Origin of the sequence: Streptomyces sp. NPDC048436, assembly GCF_043200355.1 — a bacterium.
Taxonomy (GTDB): Bacteria; Actinomycetota; Actinomycetes; order Streptomycetales; family Streptomycetaceae; genus Streptomyces.
Genome location: NZ_JBICXP010000010.1, coordinates 91,547 through 109,759, shown reverse-complemented (window position 1 = coordinate 109,759; position 18,213 = coordinate 91,547). Strand labels below are relative to the sequence as shown.

Here is an 18,213-nt window from a genome sequence, read left to right as displayed (position 1 = left end):
GGCGGTGTCAGCTCCCCGGCCGCAGCGGGAACCGTTCGCTGAGGCGTGTCAGCACGGCGTTGAGCCGGTCGATGTCCTCATCGGAGTTGAGGGCCGTGAGCTGCACACGGAAGCCGACACGGTCACGCGGTACGAGCGGATAGGCCGCCAGCGTCACATAGATCCCCTGCTCCCACAGGAAACCGGCGACCGCGTCCAGGTCCGATGCGTTGACCAGCGGGATCTCCACGATCGGCAGCTGATCGGAGTTGAGCGTCTCCAGACCGAGACCGGCCACGTGGTCGAGCACCCGGACGGTCTTGCGGTGCAGATCGGCGCGGATGGCGTCGCCGCGCCGGTCGTTGACCTCCAGACCGGCGAGCGCGGTGGCGAGCGAGGCCGTAGGGGAGGGCCCGGAGTACAGATAGGGGGCCGCGGTGACCTTCAGATGGTCCTTGAGCCAGGACGGCAGCGCGAGAAAGGCGAGCAGCGACGAGTACGCCTTGGAGAAGCCGCCGACGAGCACGATGTTGTCGTACGTCTCGCCCGTGTGCCGTACGACGCTGTTGCCGCGGAAGCCGTACGGGCACGGTTCACCGGCGCCGCGCTCCCCGATGACGCCGAACCCATGGGTGTCGTCGATGTACAGCGTGGCATCCAAGTCCCGGCAGACTCCTGCCAGTTCGGGTACGTCGGCGATGTCCCCGCTCATGCTGTTGACGCCGTCGAGACAGACGAGGCGGGCGGCTCCCGCCGGGACCTGGCGCAGCATCGCGGCCAGTTCGTCGGGGCGCTGGGCGTGGAACCGCCGCAGTGTCGCGCCCTGCCCGCGGGCGGCCACGCAGCCGTCGTACACGGTGCGGTGCGCCGCGGCCTCGACGAAGACGTGACCCTTGTCCGCGAGGACGGGGATCACCGAGGCGTGGATCAGGGTGGCGGTCGGCAGGAGCAGTGTGTCGGGGGCACCGAGCAGGGCGGCCAGGCGTTCCTCGATCTCCGGGTAGAGCCGGGGGCTGCCGAGCAGCCGGGACCAGCTCGGGTGCGTTCCCCAGCGGCGTACGGCGGGTTCGATGGCGGCGATGATCTCGGGGTCACAGTCGAAGCCGAGGTAGTTGCAGGAGGCGAAGTCGATGAGCCAGTGGTCCTGGCTGCGGATGTGCCGGCCGCGGACTTCGTCAAGGACGGCGTCGCTCATCGGGCTGGTCCGCCGCAGGTGTTCGAGATCGCCCCACCGGGGATCGCGCCGTGACTCCGGGAGTTCGGTGTCCGTGTCGCTCATGGCACTCTCCCTCTCCGGGCTGATGGGGGCGGGTGGGGCGGCAGCGGCAGCGGGGGCGTCGCGCCCGCCCCGCACGACGGTTCCGGCTCCGGAGCTTCCGGCGAAACCGTTCGCCCGGCCTCCGGTAAAACCGTTCCCCCGACTCCCGGCGGCACCGCGAGCCCCAGCAGCCCCGTTCCCCCGGCGCCGTCGCAGAAGCGACTCCCCCTGCTCCGCCGTCAGCGGCCGAGCGAAGAGGTATCCCTGCCCGAACCGGCACCCCATCCCCGCCAGCAGATCCCGCTGCGCGGACTCCTCGATCCCCTCGGCGATGATCTGCATGCCGAGCGTGTCGGCGAGGTGCACGATGCCCTCGACGAGGGCGACCTGCCGGGCGTCCCGCGCGATGTCGTCGATGAAGCTCTTGTCGATCTTCAGTACGTCGATGGGGAACTCGCGGAGATATCGCAGCGAGGAGAAGCCCGTGCCGAAGTCGTCGACCGCGATCCGCACACCGAGGTCCTTCAACGCCCCCATGACCGCCTGGATCTGGGCGTCCTGCCGCATGAGCACCGACTCGGTGAGTTCGAGCTGCAACGACCCCGGAGCCAGGCCCGGCGTCTCCAACGCCCCGCGCACCACGTCCAGGAAGCCCGAGTCGCGGAACTGGCGCGCGGACACGTTGACGCTCACGTACGGATGAGGGGCCGGATAGCGCCCCACCCCCTGCAGTCCGGCGATGGCGGAGGCGGCGTTCCCCAGGACCCAGGCGCCCAGCGGCATGATGTGCCCGGTCTCCTCGGCGAGCGGGATGAACTCCTGCGGCGGCACCAGGCCGCGGCGCGGGTGCGGCCAGCGGGCCAGGGCCTCGAAGCCGACGATCTCGGCGCTCGCCGCGCTGTGGGCGGAGGCCGGGCCGCCGTTCCCGGAGAAGTCCACGACGGGCTGATAGCGCAGCGTGAAATCCTCGTCGGCGATCGCCCGATCCAGGCTCGCCTGCAGCTCGTGCCGCTCCAGCATGCGCACATGCAGCCGCTGCTGGAAGCGGCGCCACTGACGCTTCCCGGCCGCTTTAGCCGCGTACAGGGCGAGGTCGGCGTGGGCGAGCAGCTCCTCGGCACCGGCGCTGTCCGCCGCGGTGGCCACGCCCACGCTCGCGGAGACGCTCAGGCAGTCGCCCGGCAGCTGGAACGGCCTGCTGAGGGCCTGCACCACCTGTGCGGCGAGGATCTCGGCGTCGACGGGCTCCTTGGCGTCCTCCATGAGGACGGCGAACTCGTCGCCCCCGAGGCGGGCCGCGGTGTCACTGCGGCGCAGGGTCCCCGAGAGGCGGGCGCCGACGGCGGCGAGCAGCCGGTCGCCGACCGAGTGCCCCAGCGTGTCGTTGACGACCTTGAAGTCGTCGATGTCGATGAAGAGCACGCAGGTCAGCATCGACTCCCTACGGCCGCGCAGCAGCGCACGCTCGATGCGTTCCAGGAGGAGCGTCCGGTTGGGCAGGCCGGTCAGCGCGTCGTGAAAGGCCCGCTGGGTGAGCTCGTGCTCAAGCTGACGCTGCTCGGTCACGTCCCGCAGGGTGACGACGAGCCCCCGTACGGTCGGGTCCTGGCGCAGATCGCTGCACCGCACCTCCACCTCGATGCGCCCGCCGTCCCGCGGCAGCCACCAGTAGTCGTGGGGCTCCTGCTGCCCGCTGCCCCGCATGGCCGTGAGCACCCGGGCCGCCCGGTCCCGGTCCCGCGGGTCCACCAGCTCGGGCAGGAGCGCCCCGATCAGCGGCGCCGCCCCGAAGACGGCCTGCGCGGACGGGCTCGCGTACCGGACGGTGTCGTCGTCGTCGACGATGAGGATGACGTCGGAGGCGTTGCGCACAAGGGTGCGGAAGTACGCCTCGCTCTCCCGCCGGATGATCTCCTCCCGGAGCATGATCCGCTCCATCGCCAGACCCGCGTGCGAGGAGAGGATGTCCAGGGAGCCCCAGACCTCGGTCAGCTGCTTCTCGGTTCCGGCGGCGACCAGCACACCCGGTGGTTCGCCGTCGCAGGGACGGTCGCGCTGGATCATCGGGGAGACCAGCGCGCAGGGCGCGGCCCCGAAGCGGGCGGTGATGGCAGGGCCGAGTACGGCGACCGGCACCAGATGTGTGCGGTGCAGGTCGAGCGATGCGGGCAGGTCGGGTGATGTTCCGCCCGCCGCGAGGACCAGCGGCTCGGTCCCCGGCCCGGACAGCGCGGCGACCGTCCTCTCACAGGTCTCCGTGATCTCCTGCGTCGTCACCGCCGCCACCAGCGAGGAGGCCGCGGCGCGCAGCGCGAGCTCACGGTCGACGGCCCTGCGGTGCGCCACGACCATGCCCGCGAGCCGGAGGATCACCAGCAGGAACAGGACGCCGGAGAACGCGGCGATCACCGCCGCGTCATGGGCGCGGCCGACGAGCGCCTCGGCGAGCAGGATCCCCGGCGCGATGAGCGTGGCCACGGTGAGGAGCGTGAGCCGGTGCGGCGGCGGGAGCAGCGACTGCCGCTGATGCGCGTAGGCGGTCAGTTCCACCATCGAGGGGTGCAGCGCGGCCATGCCCCAGGCCGTGTAGAAGACGATCCAGCCCGTGTCGAGGAGCGTGCCGGCCTGCCACGCCCCGTTGAGCTGGAGGATCCCGTACGCGATGTCGAAGCAGAGCAGCGTGAGGGTGCCGATGACCAGGAGCCGCACGGCGTGGTTGCGGCCGGACACGGAGCCGGGGGTGAGCAGTCTGGCGAGCAGGGCGAGGACCAGGACGTCCCCGAGCGGATAGGCGATGCTGATGGCGCGCTGCGTCCAGGTCAGCCCCTCCACCTCGGTGAGCGGCTGGACGAGGTAGACCCAGACGGGCAGCGCGAGCCCCGCGGTGATGATCAGGGCGTCGAGGAGGCCCGGCAGGTCGTGGCCCGCCCAGCGGTAGCGGACGAGACCGAAGAGGCCCGCCGCGAAGAGGAGATACACCGCCAGGTAGCAGGCGTCGGCCGGGGACGGGAACGGGTTGGACTCGTGGAGGTACTCCTCGACCACGTTGTAGTACGTGTCGCCCGCCGCGAACGCGAGCAGCCCGCAGGCCAGCACCCACCACGGCCAGCGGTGCGCGGGGCGGTGAACGCGCACGCCGACGAGTACGGCGATGACGCCGCCGAGGCCGATGAGCGCCCACAGCGGGGCGCGCAGGCCGGGAAGCGTCATGTACGCGGTGGTGAGGGCGGCGATCAGGATGACGTAGGCGGCCATGAGGCGATCGAGCCGCTTGAGCCGGTCGGGCCGATGGGCCCGCGGATGTCCCCGAAGATGTGCCCGAAGCAATGGCAAAGCGCCTCCCTGCGTGGCAGGGACACCGGGCCGAGAATCACGCGTCAACCCTGGGGTCTCGCTTCTTCGATCGTAGGCCCGGTCGCCGGGCGCCTGCATCTTCAGTCGCCTTGGGGCAGCGCGGCCCCGACCGGGGGCGGCGTACCGACACTCCGGCCGAAGTAGTCGACGGACCCGGGGTCGGTGCCGAACAGTGTCACCAGGTCGAGCCCCTTGTCCGCGAGGGCGGAGCAGTCCGGGGCGAGCAGGTGGGCGTCATCGGGGGAGTTGACGGCGGGCAGTTTGCCGCCGGCGAAGCAGGGGTCGACGGTCAGGCCGACCAGCCGCCCGTCGAGGCGTTCCTGTCCGGTCGCCTTGCTCCACGTCTTCAGGCCGGAGAAGGCGCTGCCGCCCCACTGCACGGTCCACTTTCCTTGCGCCGCCCGGTAGTTGTTGCCCTGTAGGAGGACGTTCTTGGCGGTGAGGCCCTTGTCCACCAGGGCCAGCGGGGAACCGTCGGTGACGAAGTCGTTGTTCCGGACGGTGACGCCGCGCTCGCCGTCCATCAGCCGCAGGGCCGGGCCGCTCCTGCCGCTCTTGGTGGCGGTCATGACCACGGTGTTCTGGTAGATCCGCAGGTTTCGCACGTCGTGGCCGTAGACGGCGAGACCGCCGAAGCGCGGCAGCTTGCGGCCGTCGTCGGAGGTCAGGTTGTAACGGATCGTGTTGTCGGTGTGCGCGCCGTTCACCTTGCGCGTGTAGGTGTAGAAGCCGGGTCCGTCGTTGTGGAACGCCAGGTTGTACTGCATCTTCGAGTGCGAGACGTTCTCGTCGAATCCGAACCCGGCGCCGTCGACGTCGGAGCCCGTGTGGTTGCGGTAGGCGGTGTTGTGTTCGAGGACCACGTCGGTGGCGTCGTAGGCCCAGATGCCCACCGGGCCCGAAGGCGCCGTGGTGGCGGATTTGCCTCCGTTGTCGTGGGCGCTGGAGCCCCGCACCATGGCGTGGCGCACGGCGCCGAGGATGATGCCGTCACCGGTGTGGCGCTCAACCGCCTTGGGGTCACCGGAGTTCCCGTACGCGTCGACGTCCGTGATCTTGAAATCCTCGTGTGCGTAAGCCGGTTCACCGGGCTTGAACTCGGGACCGTACGTCAGCAGGCCGGCGTCCTTGTTGCCGTGCAGCTTGGACTGACTGACCGTCACATTCTTGAATCCGTCGTGCTTCTCGCTTCCGCCGACGGCGATGCCCACCTGGAATCCGGAGACGGTGACGCCGGAGATGGAGACCCGGTCGAGTCTGCCGCCACCGGGCCGGTCGGCGTAGAGGTTGATGCCGCCGTCGCCGGTGTAGGCGGCGCGGTTCCCGGTGACGGTGAGATCGCGGATCTCCACGCCCGCGGTGTTGTGCACGGAGATACCAGGGGTGCCCTTGGCCACGACCGTCGCCCGGCCCTCTCCGTACGACCCGATGACCACGGGCCGGTCCGCGCTGCCCGCCTCGGTGCCGTTCACGGTGATGGTGCCGCTGAACCGGGCGCCGCCCTCCAGGAGCAGCCGGTTGCCGGGTTCGAGCGCCACGCGTTCGGCACGGGCGAGGGAGCGCCAGGCCTTACCGGGCGAGGAGCCGTCGTTCTGGTCGTCGCCTTGCGGGCTGACGTAGTACGTGACCGCCGCCGGAGTGTAGTGGGGCGTGGTGGCCGCGCAGCCCGCGGTGGCCGTCAGCGCGATCGCGGCGGCGAATGCACCAGGGACGGTGAAGCGCCCGACGCGTCCGGCGGCGGCTTCCGCGGCTCTCCTGAGCATGGGAATCAGGCCTCCACAGGTACCCGCGCGGGACGGGCGGCGGACTGCGCGGCGAACCATGCCACCGTGCGCCGCAGGCCCTCTTCGACGGGGACGCGGGGCACCCAGCCGAGCTGCTCGACGGCCTTGTTGATCACCGGGCGGCGGCGGGTCGGATCGTCGACGGGCAGCGGCCGGAAGACGATCCGCGAGGCCGATCCCGTGATGCGCAGGACGAGCTCGGCCAGTTCGCGGACGGTGCGCTCGCCGGGGTTGCCCAGGTTCACCGGACCGCGGTGGTCGCTGTCGAGCATCGCCGTCAGGCCCCGGACGAGATCGTCGACGTAGCAGAAACTCCGCGTCTGGCTCCCGTCGCCGAAGAGGGTGAGCGGCCGGCCCGCCAGCGCCTGGCGGATGAAGGTGGAGACCACACGCCCGTCGTGCGGCCGCATGCGGGGGCCGTACGTGTTGAAGATGCGTACGACGCCGACGTCGGTGCCGAGGCTGCGTCGGTACGCCATGGCGAGCGCCTCCGCGTACCGCTTCGCCTCGTCGTAGACGCTGCGCGGGCCGACCGGATTGACGTGGCCCCAGTACTCCTCGGGCTGCGGATGGACCTCAGGGTCGCCGTAGACCTCGCTGGTTGAGGCGAGCAGGAAGCGGGCGCCGTGCCGCTGGGCCAGGCGCAGGGCGTTCTCGGTGCCGTGGCTGCCCACGGCCAGGGTCTCCAGGGCCAGGCGGTGGTAGTCGGGCGGCGACGCGGGGCTCGCCAGATGGGCGACGGCGTCCACCGGGCCCGGCACGTCGAAGGGCACCGTCACATCGGCGCGGACCAGCCGGAAGCGGGGCTCACCAAGGAGATGCGCGACGTTCTCGGGTTGCCCGGTGCAGAAGTTGTCCAGGCAGTGGACCGTGTCGCCCCTGTTCAGCAGGGCCTCGCACAAATGCGACCCGACGAATCCGCCGCCGCCTGTCACCACGACCCTCATGACGCGCCTCCTGCGAACGCGGCCACCTTGGCGGGGGCCGGGGAGAGCCGCGGGCGGCCCGGGGCGTGCACGGTCCAGCCCGCCATGGACCAGGAGCGCGCGTCGAGGGCGTTGCGGCCGTCCAGGAGGACGGGGGAGCGCACCTGCGAGGCGAGCGCCACGGGGTCGAGGTCGCGGTATTCGGGCCAGTCGGTGAGATGCAGGACCAGGTCGGCGTCCTCGCATGTCTTGTCGACGTCCAGGGTGTAGGTCAGCTCGGGATGGACGGCGCGCGCGTTGTCGATGGCCTCGGGGTCGTGCACGCGGACCTCCGCTCCCTGCTCCCGCAGGGCCACCGCCACGGCAAGCGCCGGCGAGTCGCGGACGTCGTCGCTGCCGGGCTTGAAGGCGGCGCCGAGCACGGCGATCCTGCGCCCGGTGAACGAGCCCCCGAGGAGGCGGCGGGCCTGGCCGACGACGCGCTGCCGCTGACGGGTGTTGATCCTGTCGACCTCGTGCAGGAACACCACCGACTCACCGGCGCCGATCTCCTCGGCGCGGGCGGCGAAGGCCCGGATGTCCTTGGGGAAGCAGCTTCCGCCGAAGCCGAGCCCCGGGTCGAGGAAGCGGGAACCGATCCGCGAGTCAGCGCCGATGGCCCTGGCCAGGACCGACGCGTCCGCGCCCGCGGCGTCGCACACCTCGGCCATCGCGTTGATGAAGGAGATCTTGGTGGCGAGGAAGGAGTTCGCCGCCACCTTGACCAGCTCGGCGGTGGCCGGATCGGTGCAGAAGAACGGCACTCCGGCGAGGATCATCGGCGTATAGATGGCCCGCATCACGTCCTCGGCGTGCCGTGATGTCACGCCCACGACGAGCCGCTCGGGCCGCATGGTGTCCTGGACCGCGGATCCCTCGCGCAGGAACTCGGGGTTCCACGCGACCTCCGTACCTGGCGTCATGTCGGCGAGGCGCTCGGCGAGCCGAGCCGCCGTGCCCACCGGCACGGTCGACTTGCCCACGATCAGGCTGCCGGGCCGCAGATGCGGGGCCAGACCGTCCACGACGGCGTCCACGTACCGCAGGTCGGCGGCCTGGCCGTCGGCGCGCTGCGGGGTCCCCACGCACACGAAGTGCGTCTTGGCGAACGCGGCGCCCTCGGCGAGCGAGGTGGAGAAGCGCAGCCTGCCCGATGCGACGGCCCGGCCGAGCAGTTCGTCGAGGCCGCTCTCGTGGATGGGGGCGCGGCCCGCGGAGAGGGACGCGATCCGGTCGGCGTCGATGTCGATGCCGAGGACCTCGTGGCCGATGTCGGCCATACACGCGGCGTGCACCGTTCCCACGTATCCGGTGCCGATGACTGTCATCCGCATGATGTCGCTCCTAACGGTCATGGTGCTTGTTGTGGGGCCGTCGGCCGGGGCCGGCATAGCCATGGGGGTTGAGCTGCTGGAAGCGCCACGCGTCCTGGCACATGTCGGCCAGGTCCCGGGTGGCGTGCCAGCCCCAGGCGCGCTCGACGGCGCGCACGTCGGCGACCAGTTCGCTCACGTCGCCGGGGCGGCGCGGCATGATCTGGTACGGGATGGCCCGACCACAGGCCGCGCCGAACGCGGAGATGACGTCGAGCACCGAACGGCCCGCGCCCACGCCGAGGTTGTACACCCGCATACCGGGACCGTCCGCGAGGTGGTCAAGGGCGACGCGGTGCGCGTCGGCGGTGTCCATGACGTGGAGGTAGTCGCGGATCGCGGTGCCGTCGGGGGTGGCGTAGTCGTCACCGAACACGGGGAGCCGCTCACGCCGCCCGACGGCCACCTGTGCCACGTACGGCATCAGATTGTCGGGGACCCCACCGGGATCCTCGCCGAGCAGGCCGCTGGGGTGGGCGCCGACGGGGTTGAAGTAGCGCAGGGCGAGAACGGTGAACTCCGGGCAGCGTGCGCACACATCGGCGAGGATCTGCTCGCAGAGCCACTTGGAGGCAGCGTACGGATTGGTGGGCCGGGCGGGCGTCGACTCGTCGAGCGGCCCGCGCCCGGCGTCGCCGTAGATCGAGCAGGACGAGGAGAACACCAGCTGGTGCACCCCGTGCTGCCGCATGACCCGCAGCAGCGCGGTCGTGCCGCCGACGTTGGTGTCGTAGTACTCGACGGGCATCCGTGTCGACTCGCCCACGGCCTTGTGCGCGGCAAAGTGCACGACGGCGTCCACGGAGTGTCGGTCGAAGACCGCGGAGAGGGCGCGTCGATCACGGATGTCCAGCTCATATACGGCACCGACGAAGCGGTCGGCGATCCTTTCCACTCGGGTGAAGACCTGCGGGGTGCTGTGGGAGTAGTCGTCGATCACGATCAACTCGTAGCCATGGTCGAGGAGTTCGACGCAGGTGTGGCTTCCGATGAAGCCGGCGCCGCCGGTCACGAGGATGGTGGAGGGTGCGCTCATGGCCGCTCACCAGCCCAGGACGGCGGCGGCGTAAGCCGGATAGAAGACGATGCCGGTGGCGACGGGCAGCGCCGCCAGGAAGCCGAGGCCCAGCGAGAGCCGCGCGGTCGGCAGTGCCCGGATGAAGTGGACGTCCGCCGCGCGTGCCGTCTCGCGCACATGGAGCAGTGGGACGGTGAGGGCCACTGCCGCGTAGGTCGCGGCGGCCAGGAGGCAGAGGAAGATGTAGCCGGCCGATGGGCTGGTCAGCTCGCCCAGCACGGCTATCGATGAGAGGGCGGTGGCGAGCGCGACGAAGGGCAGTGTGAGCCGGGCGGGCAACGGCCGGGGCCCGCCCGTGTCCTTGGGGGTGACCTTGAAGGTGACCGGCCGCGAGCGCAGCTTCTGGACGATCGCGCCGAGCATGCCCAGGATGACGAACGGCCAGCGGGCGAGCGCGAACAGCCAGGTCTCCCAGCTGATCAGCGGGGCGGTGCGCGGGCGCAGCAGGCCGCGGCGGCGCATCAGGTACAGGGTCACGAGCAGCCACACCGGCATGGACCAGAAGTGGACCAGGAAGTCGAAGTAGTTGACGTTCATCCACGGCAGGCCGCTGATGACGGCGATCGGCGGGAGCGTGAGCCCCGCGATGATCATCATGCCGAGCAGCGGATAGTAGGCCAGCGCGTAGGAGAAGCGCAGCCGCAGGACGAGGGGCAGCCGGCGCAGATGGCGGGGCAGCAGGCCGAGCAGCATCGTGGTCAGGCTCCGTGACCACTGGTACTCCTGGGTGATCATGTCGGCGAAGGTGAGCGGCCCGTCCCCGTGCGCCTCGGCGTCGATGGCGAACGCGCCGTGCCAGCCCGCCGAGTTGAGCAGATACGTGGTGGAGAAGTCCTCGGCGAGTTCGGGGCCGAGGCCTCCGATGTCCCGCAGCGCCCGGGTGCGTACGGCGTAGTGCGAGCCGATGCACATCGGCGCGAGCCCGTCGCTGTGCCCCAGCTGCACCGCGCCGTGCCAGACGGCCTCGCGGTGCAGCCGTCCCCGTGCCGCCCAGGACTCCGTGCCGTTGGCGTCGCACACGCTGGGCGCGGCGACGTAGCCGATGGCGGGGTCGTCGAACGGGCGGACCATCTCGGCGAGGTAGGTCGCCGCGGGCACGTGATCGCAGTCGAGCTGCGCGACGACGTCGTAGCGCTGATAGCCCCAACGGTCGTAGAAGTAGGCGAGGTTGCCTTCCTTGCAGCGGGTGCGGCGCGGCCATCCGGCCCGGTGGTACGAGCTCACGCCGCGACGGCAGGACATCCGCACCCGGTGGCTGCGGCACCAGCCGGTGATCTCCTCGGTCGGGTCCTCGTCGCACAGCCACACGTCGTAGGCGTGCGGAAAGTCCTGGGTCAGCATCGCTTCGAGCGTCCGCCGGGCGGTGGGCCAGGGCTCCGACGGCGCGCGGGTCACGGCGAAGGCGACCGGCAGCGTGGGGACCGGCAGATCCGGGTCGACCCGGCGCAGGCGCAGGGCCGCGACGAAGAAGTAGCAGGGCAGGCCGGTGAGGTAGAGCAGCAGAACGCTGTTGATGACGAGACCGGCCCAGCCCACCCGGTGCTCCGGCTGCAGCCACCAGGACCAGAACCACAGGAAGCTCAGCGCCCAGCACGCGGCGATCACCTTGAGGGCGGCCCGGTCGTGCCGGGGGAGCGCGTGCACGAAGGTGTCAGGGCGGACGGTGCGCACCGGGAACGGATGGCCGAAGACGGGGCCGCCCGCGGTGACCCGGACGACGTTGCCGTCCGACATCCGCGCGAGCTCGCGCTCCACCTGGATCACATCCGCCGACATCGGCTCGCTGTGCGTCATGACATGACGCTCCTGAGGAGTCCTGACGTTGTACGCTGACTACGTACGTTTACGTCGTATATGTACGACTTTGCACCCGATGTTCCTTGAGGTCAAGGGAGAGGCGGCCGTCATGGCGAAAGAGAGAGAAGAGCCCGGGCCCCAGGGGCGGCGCGCCAGCGACCGAGGGCGCTACGGACGGCTCAGCCGGGAGCGCGTCCTGGCCACGGCCCTGGACGTCGTCGACCGCGACGGGCTCTCCGGCCTGAGCATGCGCAAGCTCGGCGCGGAGCTCGGTGTGGAGGCGATGGCGCTCTACCGGTACGCGTCCAGCAAGAGCGCACTGCTCGACGGCCTCGTCGAGGCGTTCTGTCAGGAGCTGGAGGAAGATCTGGCCGCGAACCCCCAAGAGGCCGACTGGCGAGAGGAGTTGCGCCGCATCGCACTGGCCACGCACGGCGTCGCACTGCGGCACCCGAACATGGTCCCGCTGCTCGCCACCCGCCTGCTCTCCACCCCGCTGGCCCGCCGCCCGCCCGCCGTACTGCGCAGCGACGAGCGCGTCCTCGCGCTGCTCCACGACGCCGGTCTGAGCGAGCGCCGCACGGTGGAGCTGCACCGGGCGTTCACGGCGTGGCTGCTCGGCTATCTCCTCGTCGAACTGCGGGCCATGGACGACGAGCCCGGCGAACCGGACCCGGCCTTCCGCCTCGGCCTGCACCGCATGCCCGCGCGGGAGTACCCCCGGCTCAGGGCGACCGCCATCTCCCTGGACGGACAGGGCGGGCCCGCCCAACTGGCAGCGGGACTCGACGCGTTGCTCGGATCATGAGGCAGCGGATTCATGAGGCCGCGGGTCCCGCGGCGCCACGTCCGGAGGGCTTCCGTCGCGTACCGCGTCGAGGTACTCCGCGATGGCGTCACGGTTGCGGGCCAGGCAGTTGACGCGCTCGGTCATCCGGTCGAGCTGGTGCTCAAGGGTGGCGATCATCTCCGGGGTGGCGTCCGGGAAGTAGATGGTCCGGGGCTTGTCGAGGCAGGGCAGGATCTGTTTGATGATGCGGGTGGGAAGGCCCGCGTCGAGCAGTCCCTTGATCTGCACGACCCGGTCCACGATGCGCTCGTCGTACTCGCGGTAGCCGTTCGCCGCGCGCTCGGCCATGATCAGGCCCTGCTCCTCGTAGTAGCGCAGCAGCCGCCGGGATGTCCCGGTGCGCTCCGACAGCTCTCCGATACGCATCAGGTCGGCCTCTCGGACTCTCGCTTGACCTTCACATCAATGTGAGGGTTCGAGCATACTCGGCATGAGCGATCACACCGCACAACTCGTGGATTCCCAGGCCGGATCCGGCGACCGGAAACTGCGGCTGCCCCTGGCAGCCCTCCTCGCCCTTGCCACCGCCGTCTTCATCACCAGCCTCACCGAGACCCTGCCCGCGGGCCTGCTGCCCGCGATGAGCGCCGACCTGGGCGTCGGCGAGTCGGCGATGGGGCAGAGCGTCACCATCTACGCGATCGGCACCGCCCTCACCGCGATCCCCCTGACCGCGGCGACCGCCGGATGGCGGCGCAAGCGGCTGCTGCTGACCGCGATGGCGGGGTTCGCCGCCGCCAACACCGTCACCGCGCTGTCCGGGGAGTACTCCCTGACCATGGTCGCCCGGTTCGTCGCCGGGGTGGCCGCGGGCCTCGCCTGGGCGCTGCTCGCCGGATACGCCCGCCGCCTGGCCCCCGTCCATCTGCAGGGCAAGGCGATCGCGATCGCCATGGCGGGCATCCCGCTCGCCCTGTCGCTCGGCGTGCCCGCCGGGACCTTCCTGGGCAAGGCGCTCGGCTGGCGCGTCGCGTTCCTGCTCATGACCGTGCTCACCGTCGTGCTCCTTGCCTGGATCACCGCGTCCGTACCCGACCACCCCGGGCAGCGTCGCGAAGGCCGCACCCCGGTCCTGAGCACCCTGCGCCTGCCGGGCGTGACCCCGGTCCTGACCGTCACCCTGGTCTTCGTCCTCGCCCACACCATCCTCTACACGTACATCGCCACGTTCCTCGACCACCTCGGCATGGGCGACTCGACCGACGTCGTCCTCCTGGTCTTCGGGGCCGCCTCCCTGCTGAGCATCTGGATCGTGGGCGCGCACATCCACCGCAGGCTGCGTACGCTCACCATCGCGAGCACCCTCCTGGTGGCCGTGGCGGCGGCGCTCCTCGCGGTCCTCGCCGAAAGCCCCGCGCTCGTCTACGTGGCGGTCACGCTCTGGGGCCTCGGCTGGGGTGGCGCGCCCACCCTCCTGCAGACCGCTGTCGGCGACGCCGGGGGCGACTCGGCGGACGCGGCGCAGGCCATGCTGGTCACCCTGTGGAACGCGGCCATGGCCGGAGGCGGCGTCGTGGGCGGCATCCTCCTCGGGCGGCTCGGCGCGGAGTCCTTCCCCTCGAGCGTCCTCGCGCTCCTGGTTCCGGTCCTCGTCGTGGTGATCGCCGCCCGGCGGCACGGATTCCCCGCCCGGCGCGTCTGAACCGTCAGCTCCCGTCAGTCCCCGTCAGCTCAGCGGAACGTCGAGGCGGGCCTTGCGGTGGCTGAACGTGGCGATGGAGTGCGGGCCGTGGTAGTTGCCCACGCCGCTCTCGCCGACGCCGCCGAACGGCAGCTCGGGGACGCGGAGATGGGCCATCGGAAGGCCGAAGCCGAGCCCGCCCGACGACGTCTCGGCGGCGAGGCGCCGGCGCGTGGTGTCGCTCTCGGTGAATCCGTAGAGGGCGAGCGGCTTGTCACGGTCGTTGATGAAGGCGATGGCCTCGTCGAGCCCGTCGACGTTCACGATCGGCAGTACGGGACCGAAGATCTCCTCCAGCATCACCGGCTCGTCGGGCTTCACGTCGGTGAGCACGGTCGGCGCGATGTAGACGTCGTCCCGGTCGCTCTGCCCGCCGAACGCCGTCGTACCGGAACCGAGCAGCGCCTGGACCCGGTCGAAGTGCCGCTCGTTGACGATGCGCCCGTACGTCGTGGAGGACTTCGGGTCCGCGCCGAACACCCGCTCCACGGCGGTGCGCAGCTCCTGGGCCAGCACGGGAGCGGTCGCCGGGTCGGTGAGTACGTAGTCGGGGGCCACGCACGTCTGGCCCGCGTTGCGGAACTTGGCCTCGGCCAGGCGTGTGGCCACGGCGGCCAGGTCGACGTTCCGGTCGACGAACGCCGGTGATTTGCCTCCGAGTTCGAGGGTGACCGGGGTGAGGTGCTCGGCGGCGGCGCGCATCACGATGCGGCCGACGGTGCCGTTGCCGGTGTAGAAGATGTGGTCGTACCGCTGGGCGAGCAGCGCGGTGGTCTCCGGGACGCCGCCCTCGACGACGGCGACCGCCTCCGTGTCCAGGTACCGCGGGATGAGCCGGGCGATCAACTCCGAGGTGGCCGGGGTGACTTCACTCGGCTTGAGGACCACCGTGTTGCCCGCGGCCAGCGCGCCCACCAGAGGGACGAGGAGGAGCTGGACCGGGTAGTTCCACGGCGCGATGATCAGGACGGTGCCGAGCGGCTCGTACTGCGTACCGGCGCTCGATCCCTCGGGCAGCCCGGCCAGCGCGCCGGACGCCAGCGGCTGAGGGCTCAGCCACTCCTCCAGGTGCGCGAGCGTGTGGTCGATCTCCCGTACGGGGAAGTCGACTTCGGCGGTGTACGCCTCGGAGTGCGGCTTGCGCAGATCGGCGTACAGGGCGTCCGCGATGTCCTCGCGGTGCTCCGTGAACAGCGCCCGCAGCTGGTGGAGCTGCTCGGTGCGCCAGTCCAGGGGCCTGGTGCGGCCGGTGGCGAACGTGGCCCGGAGCCCGGCGACAAGCGCTTGGGGGTCGAGCGCGGCGGAGTCTTTCATGAGGGGCTTCCTTGCGTGGTGAGGGGCGGGGGTGGGGGGAGTGGGCCCAGGAGTCCGGTGAGCAGAGTGTCCGTCGCGGGCGTGAACAAACGTGCTCCGTCGGACACGGATTCCAGGCCGATGACGAGGGCGACGCAGATGTCGGCCGCTTCGGCGGGCGCCACGGACACCGCGCTCCCCGCCTCGCTGAAGAGCTCGATCAGCAGGCTCCGCAGCGAGCCGGTGAAGCCGTGGCAGATGTCGCCGAACAAGCGCCCCTTCTCGTCCAGGAGCTCCGCGGAGTGGGGGGAGTCCCCGGCCAGGCCGAGGACCAGGCCGAGCTTGGCGGCCAGGACGCCGCGGACGCGCTCGGCGTACGGCGCGTCCGCGGTGGCGGCCTCCCGGGCCCGCGTGAGCGCCTGGTCGTGCAGGCGCTCGGCGAGCTGCCGGAACGCGTCGTCCTTGTTGCGGACGTACTGATAGACCGCTGACCGGGACACGCCCATCGTGGAGGCGATGTCGTCCATCGTGGTGCGCCGTACGCCGTACCTGGTCAGGCAGTCGTAGGCGGCGTCGAGGACCTCGTCGAGCCGGTCGGTGCCCATGAGGGTCAGGCCAGCTTCTTGAGGAGTTCTTCCGCCAACGGAGCGGAGGACGCCGGGTTCTGACCGGTGACCAGGTTGCGGTCGACGACCACCTTCGGGGCCCACGCCTCGCCCTCCTTGAAGTCGGCGCCCGCCGCCACGAGCCGGTCCTGGAGCAGCCACTTGGCCTTGTCGGCGAAGCCGGCCTGAGTCTCCTCGACGTTGGTGAAGCCGGTCAGCTCGTACCCCGCGAACGCGTTGGAGCCGTCCTCCTTGGTGGCGGCCAGGAGCGCGGCCGGACCGTGGCAGACGACGCCGAGCGGCATGCCCGTCTCAAGGGCGGCGGCGAGCAGCCTGCCGGATTCGGCGCTGACGGCGAGGTCCTCCATGGGGCCGTGGCCGCCGGGGTAGAAGACCGCGGCGTACTCGGCGAGGTCGACCTCCTCCAGCTTGACCGGCGACAGGAACTCGGCGATCTCCGCGAGGGTCGTGGCGACCTTGTCGGCGCCTTCCTTGCCGCCGTTGACCTCGGGCGCGAGGCTCGCCTGGTCGACGGTGGGCACGACGCCGCCCGGCGTCGCGACGACGATCTCGTGCCCGGCCGCCTTGAACGCCTGGTAGGGCGCCACGGCCTCCTCGGCCCAGAAGCCGGTCGGGTGCTCGGTGCCGTCGGCCAGCGTCCAGTGGTCGGCGCCGGTCACAACGAACAGGATCTTCGACATGGTGTCTCTCCGGGGCTGGAATCTCTGACGTTCTGTGCTCAGAGCGTCAGTGGGTGCATTCCCGAAGGTAGGTCGGCATGCCTCATGAATTCCAATAGGCTGACCCATATGGAAGATAGGAATTCCAATGGCTCGGCGGGAATAGCGAACGGCTCGGCGGGAACAGCACCGGGATCCGCGGGCCCCCTGGACCTGAACCTGTTGCGCACGTTCCTCGCCGTGTACCGGTCGGGTTCCTTCACGGCGGCGGCCCGCCTGCTCAGCCTCTCGCAGCCCACCGTCACGACGCAGATCCGCGCCCTGGAGCGGCAGGTCGGCCGGGAGCTGTTCGAGCGGCTGCCGCGCGGTGTCGCGCCCGCTCCGTACGCCGACGCGCTCGCCGCCCGCGTCGTGGATCCTCTCGACGCCCTGGCGACGGTCACCGGACACGGCGGCCCCTTCGACGGCGCCCCCGCCGAACCCGTCCACCTGGCGGGCCCCGCCGAGATGCTCTGCCACTGCGCGCTGCCCGCGCTCGCGCCCCTGGCAGAGAAGGGCGTGAGGCTGCGCGTGACCACCGGCCTGACTGATCCGCTCCTGGATGAACTGCGGGCCGGACGGCACGACCTGGTGATCGCCACGGCCCGCCCCCGCGGCCGCTCCCTGAGCGCCGTACCGCTCGCGGACGAGGAGTTCGTCCTGGTCGCGGCGGCGTCCTGGGCCGAGCGCGTCGGGGGCGAGGCACGCATCGCCGCCGACGGCCCAGGGGTGCTGCACGGCGTTCCCCTCGTCACGTACGCCGAGGACCTGCCGATCGCCCGCCGCTACTGGAGGCACGTCTTCGGCAAGCGCCTGACCTGCGAGGCCTCCGTCACGGTCCCCGATCTGCGCGGCGTCCTCGCGGCCGTCGTCGCGGGCGCCGGATTCTCCGTGCTGCCGCGTTACCTCTGCCGCGACGCGCTGGCCGCAGGCAGCCTGGTCCTCCTCCACGACCCGGAGGACGCCCCGATCAACACCGGCTTCCTGGTCCAGCGCCCCGGGTCCGCGGACAACCCGCATGTCGCCCTCGTACGCGACCGCCTGGTCGAGTCGGCCCGCGGCTGGTAGCCGGGGAGGGAGGCTAGGCCCCCGCGGCGTCCTCCATGATCCGCTCCCACTGGGCACCCATGGCCGCGGCCAGCGCCTGGGCGGCCGACAGCGGGCGGACCATCACCATGAACTCGTCGATGAGACCGTCCTCGTCGAGGTGCAGGAAGTCGCAGCCGGTGATCTGCCGGTCGCCGACCCGGGCCTCGAAGACGAGCGCGGAATCGCGCCCTCCGGCGTCGTTGATCTCCCGTACGTACCGGAAGTCCTCGAAGACCCGCGTGACACCGCGCAGGATCGCGGCAGTTGTCGCCTTACCGGGGTAGGGCCGGAACACGACCGGGCTGCTGAAGACGACGTCCTCGGCCAGGAGCGCCTCGATGGCCGCGTGATCGCCGGCCTCGACGGCCTTGCGGAAAGCCTGCATGCC

At 71.1% G+C, this 18,213-nt stretch carries 14 protein-coding genes; 3 read left to right on the top strand and 11 right to left on the bottom strand.

The features are described 5' to 3' along the window. Nucleotides 1–7: 7 nt before the first annotated feature. From ACGFX9_RS29625 to ACGFX9_RS29600, 6 genes are all read right to left on the bottom strand, one after another. Entirely contained in the window at nt 8–4,492 is a 4,485-nt protein-coding gene (locus tag ACGFX9_RS29625) for an aminotransferase class I/II-fold pyridoxal phosphate-dependent enzyme (protein ID WP_393479049.1), read from the bottom strand. Between the two features lie 179 nt (nt 4,493–4,671). Next, complete coding sequence (locus tag ACGFX9_RS29620; protein ID WP_393479044.1) at nt 4,672–6,354, bottom strand: right-handed parallel beta-helix repeat-containing protein; 1,683 nt, start codon at nt 6,352–6,354, stop codon at nt 4,672–4,674. A gap of 5 nt (nt 6,355–6,359) precedes the next feature. Beyond that, a complete protein-coding gene (locus ACGFX9_RS29615) occupies nt 6,360–7,322 on the bottom strand; it encodes a UDP-glucuronic acid decarboxylase family protein (RefSeq protein WP_393479038.1) in 963 nt (320 codons plus the stop codon). Continuing rightward, nucleotides 7,319–8,674 carry a UDP-glucose dehydrogenase family protein gene (locus tag ACGFX9_RS29610; protein ID WP_393479033.1) on the bottom strand — a complete coding sequence of 452 codons (1,356 nt, stop codon included), beginning with the start codon at nt 8,672–8,674 and terminating at the stop codon, nt 7,319–7,321. Before ACGFX9_RS29610 ends, ACGFX9_RS29615 begins: the two co-directional genes overlap by 4 nt. 10 nt (nt 8,675–8,684) lie before the next feature. Then, a complete protein-coding gene (gene galE, locus ACGFX9_RS29605; protein ID WP_393479029.1) occupies nt 8,685–9,749 on the bottom strand; it encodes a UDP-glucose 4-epimerase GalE in 1,065 nt (354 codons plus the stop codon). Nucleotides 9,750–9,755: 6 nt separating this feature from the next. Beyond that, complete coding sequence (locus ACGFX9_RS29600) at nt 9,756–11,585, bottom strand: glycosyltransferase family 2 protein (protein WP_393479024.1); 1,830 nt, start codon at nt 11,583–11,585, stop codon at nt 9,756–9,758. 112 nt (nt 11,586–11,697) lie between these two features. Between ACGFX9_RS29600 and ACGFX9_RS29595 the strand changes: the two genes are divergently transcribed. Next, entirely contained in the window at nt 11,698–12,396 is a 699-nt protein-coding gene (locus tag ACGFX9_RS29595) for a TetR/AcrR family transcriptional regulator (RefSeq protein WP_393479019.1), read from the top strand. On the opposite strand, the gene ACGFX9_RS29590 is transcribed toward ACGFX9_RS29595, so the two are convergent. Continuing rightward, complete coding sequence (locus ACGFX9_RS29590; RefSeq protein ID WP_393479014.1) at nt 12,391–12,804, bottom strand: MerR family transcriptional regulator; 414 nt, start codon at nt 12,802–12,804, stop codon at nt 12,391–12,393. The two genes, ACGFX9_RS29595 and ACGFX9_RS29590, sit on opposite strands and share 6 nt — an antisense overlap. A 64-nt stretch (nt 12,805–12,868) precedes the next feature. Here ACGFX9_RS29590 and ACGFX9_RS29585 point away from each other — a divergent pair, with 64 nt between their 5' ends. Further along, nucleotides 12,869–14,080 (top strand): MFS transporter, encoded by a 1,212-nt coding sequence (locus tag ACGFX9_RS29585; protein WP_393479009.1) that lies wholly within the window; start codon nt 12,869–12,871, stop codon nt 14,078–14,080. Nucleotides 14,081–14,104: 24 nt separating this feature from the next. Here ACGFX9_RS29585 and ACGFX9_RS29580 read toward each other — a convergent pair whose 3' ends face one another. The 3 genes from ACGFX9_RS29580 to ACGFX9_RS29570 are packed head-to-tail and all read right to left on the bottom strand — an operon-like array spanning nt 14,105 to nt 16,718. Then, nucleotides 14,105–15,433 carry an aldehyde dehydrogenase family protein gene (locus ACGFX9_RS29580; protein ID WP_393479004.1) on the bottom strand — a complete coding sequence of 443 codons (1,329 nt, stop codon included), beginning with the start codon at nt 15,431–15,433 and terminating at the stop codon, nt 14,105–14,107. Continuing rightward, the gene (locus ACGFX9_RS29575; RefSeq protein WP_393479000.1) at nt 15,430–16,017 is read right to left on the bottom strand and encodes a TetR/AcrR family transcriptional regulator; all 588 of its coding nucleotides are present in this window, start codon (nt 16,015–16,017) and stop codon (nt 15,430–15,432) included. The genes ACGFX9_RS29580 and ACGFX9_RS29575 overlap by 4 nt, the downstream gene beginning before the upstream one ends. A gap of 5 nt (nt 16,018–16,022) precedes the next feature. Then, nucleotides 16,023–16,718 (bottom strand): type 1 glutamine amidotransferase domain-containing protein, encoded by a 696-nt coding sequence (locus tag ACGFX9_RS29570; RefSeq protein WP_393478997.1) that lies wholly within the window; start codon nt 16,716–16,718, stop codon nt 16,023–16,025. A 108-nt stretch (nt 16,719–16,826) separates the two neighbouring features. Here ACGFX9_RS29570 and ACGFX9_RS29565 point away from each other — a divergent pair, with 108 nt between their 5' ends. Next, nucleotides 16,827–17,804 carry a LysR family transcriptional regulator gene (locus ACGFX9_RS29565; RefSeq protein ID WP_393478992.1) on the top strand — a complete coding sequence of 326 codons (978 nt, stop codon included), beginning with the start codon at nt 16,827–16,829 and terminating at the stop codon, nt 17,802–17,804. A 13-nt stretch (nt 17,805–17,817) separates the two neighbouring features. Here ACGFX9_RS29565 and ACGFX9_RS29560 read toward each other — a convergent pair whose 3' ends face one another. Next, complete coding sequence (locus ACGFX9_RS29560; protein WP_393478989.1) at nt 17,818–18,210, bottom strand: nuclear transport factor 2 family protein; 393 nt, start codon at nt 18,208–18,210, stop codon at nt 17,818–17,820. Between the last annotated feature and the right edge of the window lie 3 nt (nt 18,211–18,213).

What these genes read in the sequence shown, in the direction of transcription:
- ACGFX9_RS29615 (WP_393479038.1), bottom strand. Translation starts at nt 7,322, where the DNA reads ATGAGGGTCGTGGTGACAGGCGGCGGCGGATTCGTCGGGTCGCATTTG.
- ACGFX9_RS29610 (WP_393479033.1), bottom strand. Translation starts at nt 8,674, where the DNA reads ATGCGGATGACAGTCATCGGCACCGGATACGTGGGAACGGTGCACGCC.
- ACGFX9_RS29620 (WP_393479044.1), bottom strand. Translation starts at nt 6,354, where the DNA reads ATGCTCAGGAGAGCCGCGGAAGCCGCCGCCGGACGCGTCGGGCGCTTC.
- ACGFX9_RS29580 (WP_393479004.1), bottom strand. Translation starts at nt 15,433, where the DNA reads ATGAAAGACTCCGCCGCGCTCGACCCCCAAGCGCTTGTCGCCGGGCTC.
- ACGFX9_RS29570 (WP_393478997.1), bottom strand. Translation starts at nt 16,718, where the DNA reads ATGTCGAAGATCCTGTTCGTTGTGACCGGCGCCGACCACTGGACGCTG.
- ACGFX9_RS29575 (WP_393479000.1), bottom strand. Translation starts at nt 16,017, where the DNA reads ATGGGCACCGACCGGCTCGACGAGGTCCTCGACGCCGCCTACGACTGC.
- ACGFX9_RS29565 (WP_393478992.1), top strand. Translation starts at nt 16,827, where the DNA reads ATGGAAGATAGGAATTCCAATGGCTCGGCGGGAATAGCGAACGGCTCG.
- ACGFX9_RS29560 (WP_393478989.1), bottom strand. Translation starts at nt 18,210, where the DNA reads ATGCAGGCTTTCCGCAAGGCCGTCGAGGCCGGCGATCACGCGGCCATC.
- ACGFX9_RS29625 (WP_393479049.1), bottom strand. Translation starts at nt 4,492, where the DNA reads ATGGCCGCCTACGTCATCCTGATCGCCGCCCTCACCACCGCGTACATG.
- ACGFX9_RS29585 (WP_393479009.1), top strand. Translation starts at nt 12,869, where the DNA reads ATGAGCGATCACACCGCACAACTCGTGGATTCCCAGGCCGGATCCGGC.
- ACGFX9_RS29600 (WP_393479024.1), bottom strand. Translation starts at nt 11,585, where the DNA reads ATGACGCACAGCGAGCCGATGTCGGCGGATGTGATCCAGGTGGAGCGC.
- ACGFX9_RS29595 (WP_393479019.1), top strand. Translation starts at nt 11,698, where the DNA reads ATGGCGAAAGAGAGAGAAGAGCCCGGGCCCCAGGGGCGGCGCGCCAGC.
- galE (WP_393479029.1), bottom strand. Translation starts at nt 9,749, where the DNA reads ATGAGCGCACCCTCCACCATCCTCGTGACCGGCGGCGCCGGCTTCATC.
- ACGFX9_RS29590 (WP_393479014.1), bottom strand. Translation starts at nt 12,804, where the DNA reads ATGCGTATCGGAGAGCTGTCGGAGCGCACCGGGACATCCCGGCGGCTG.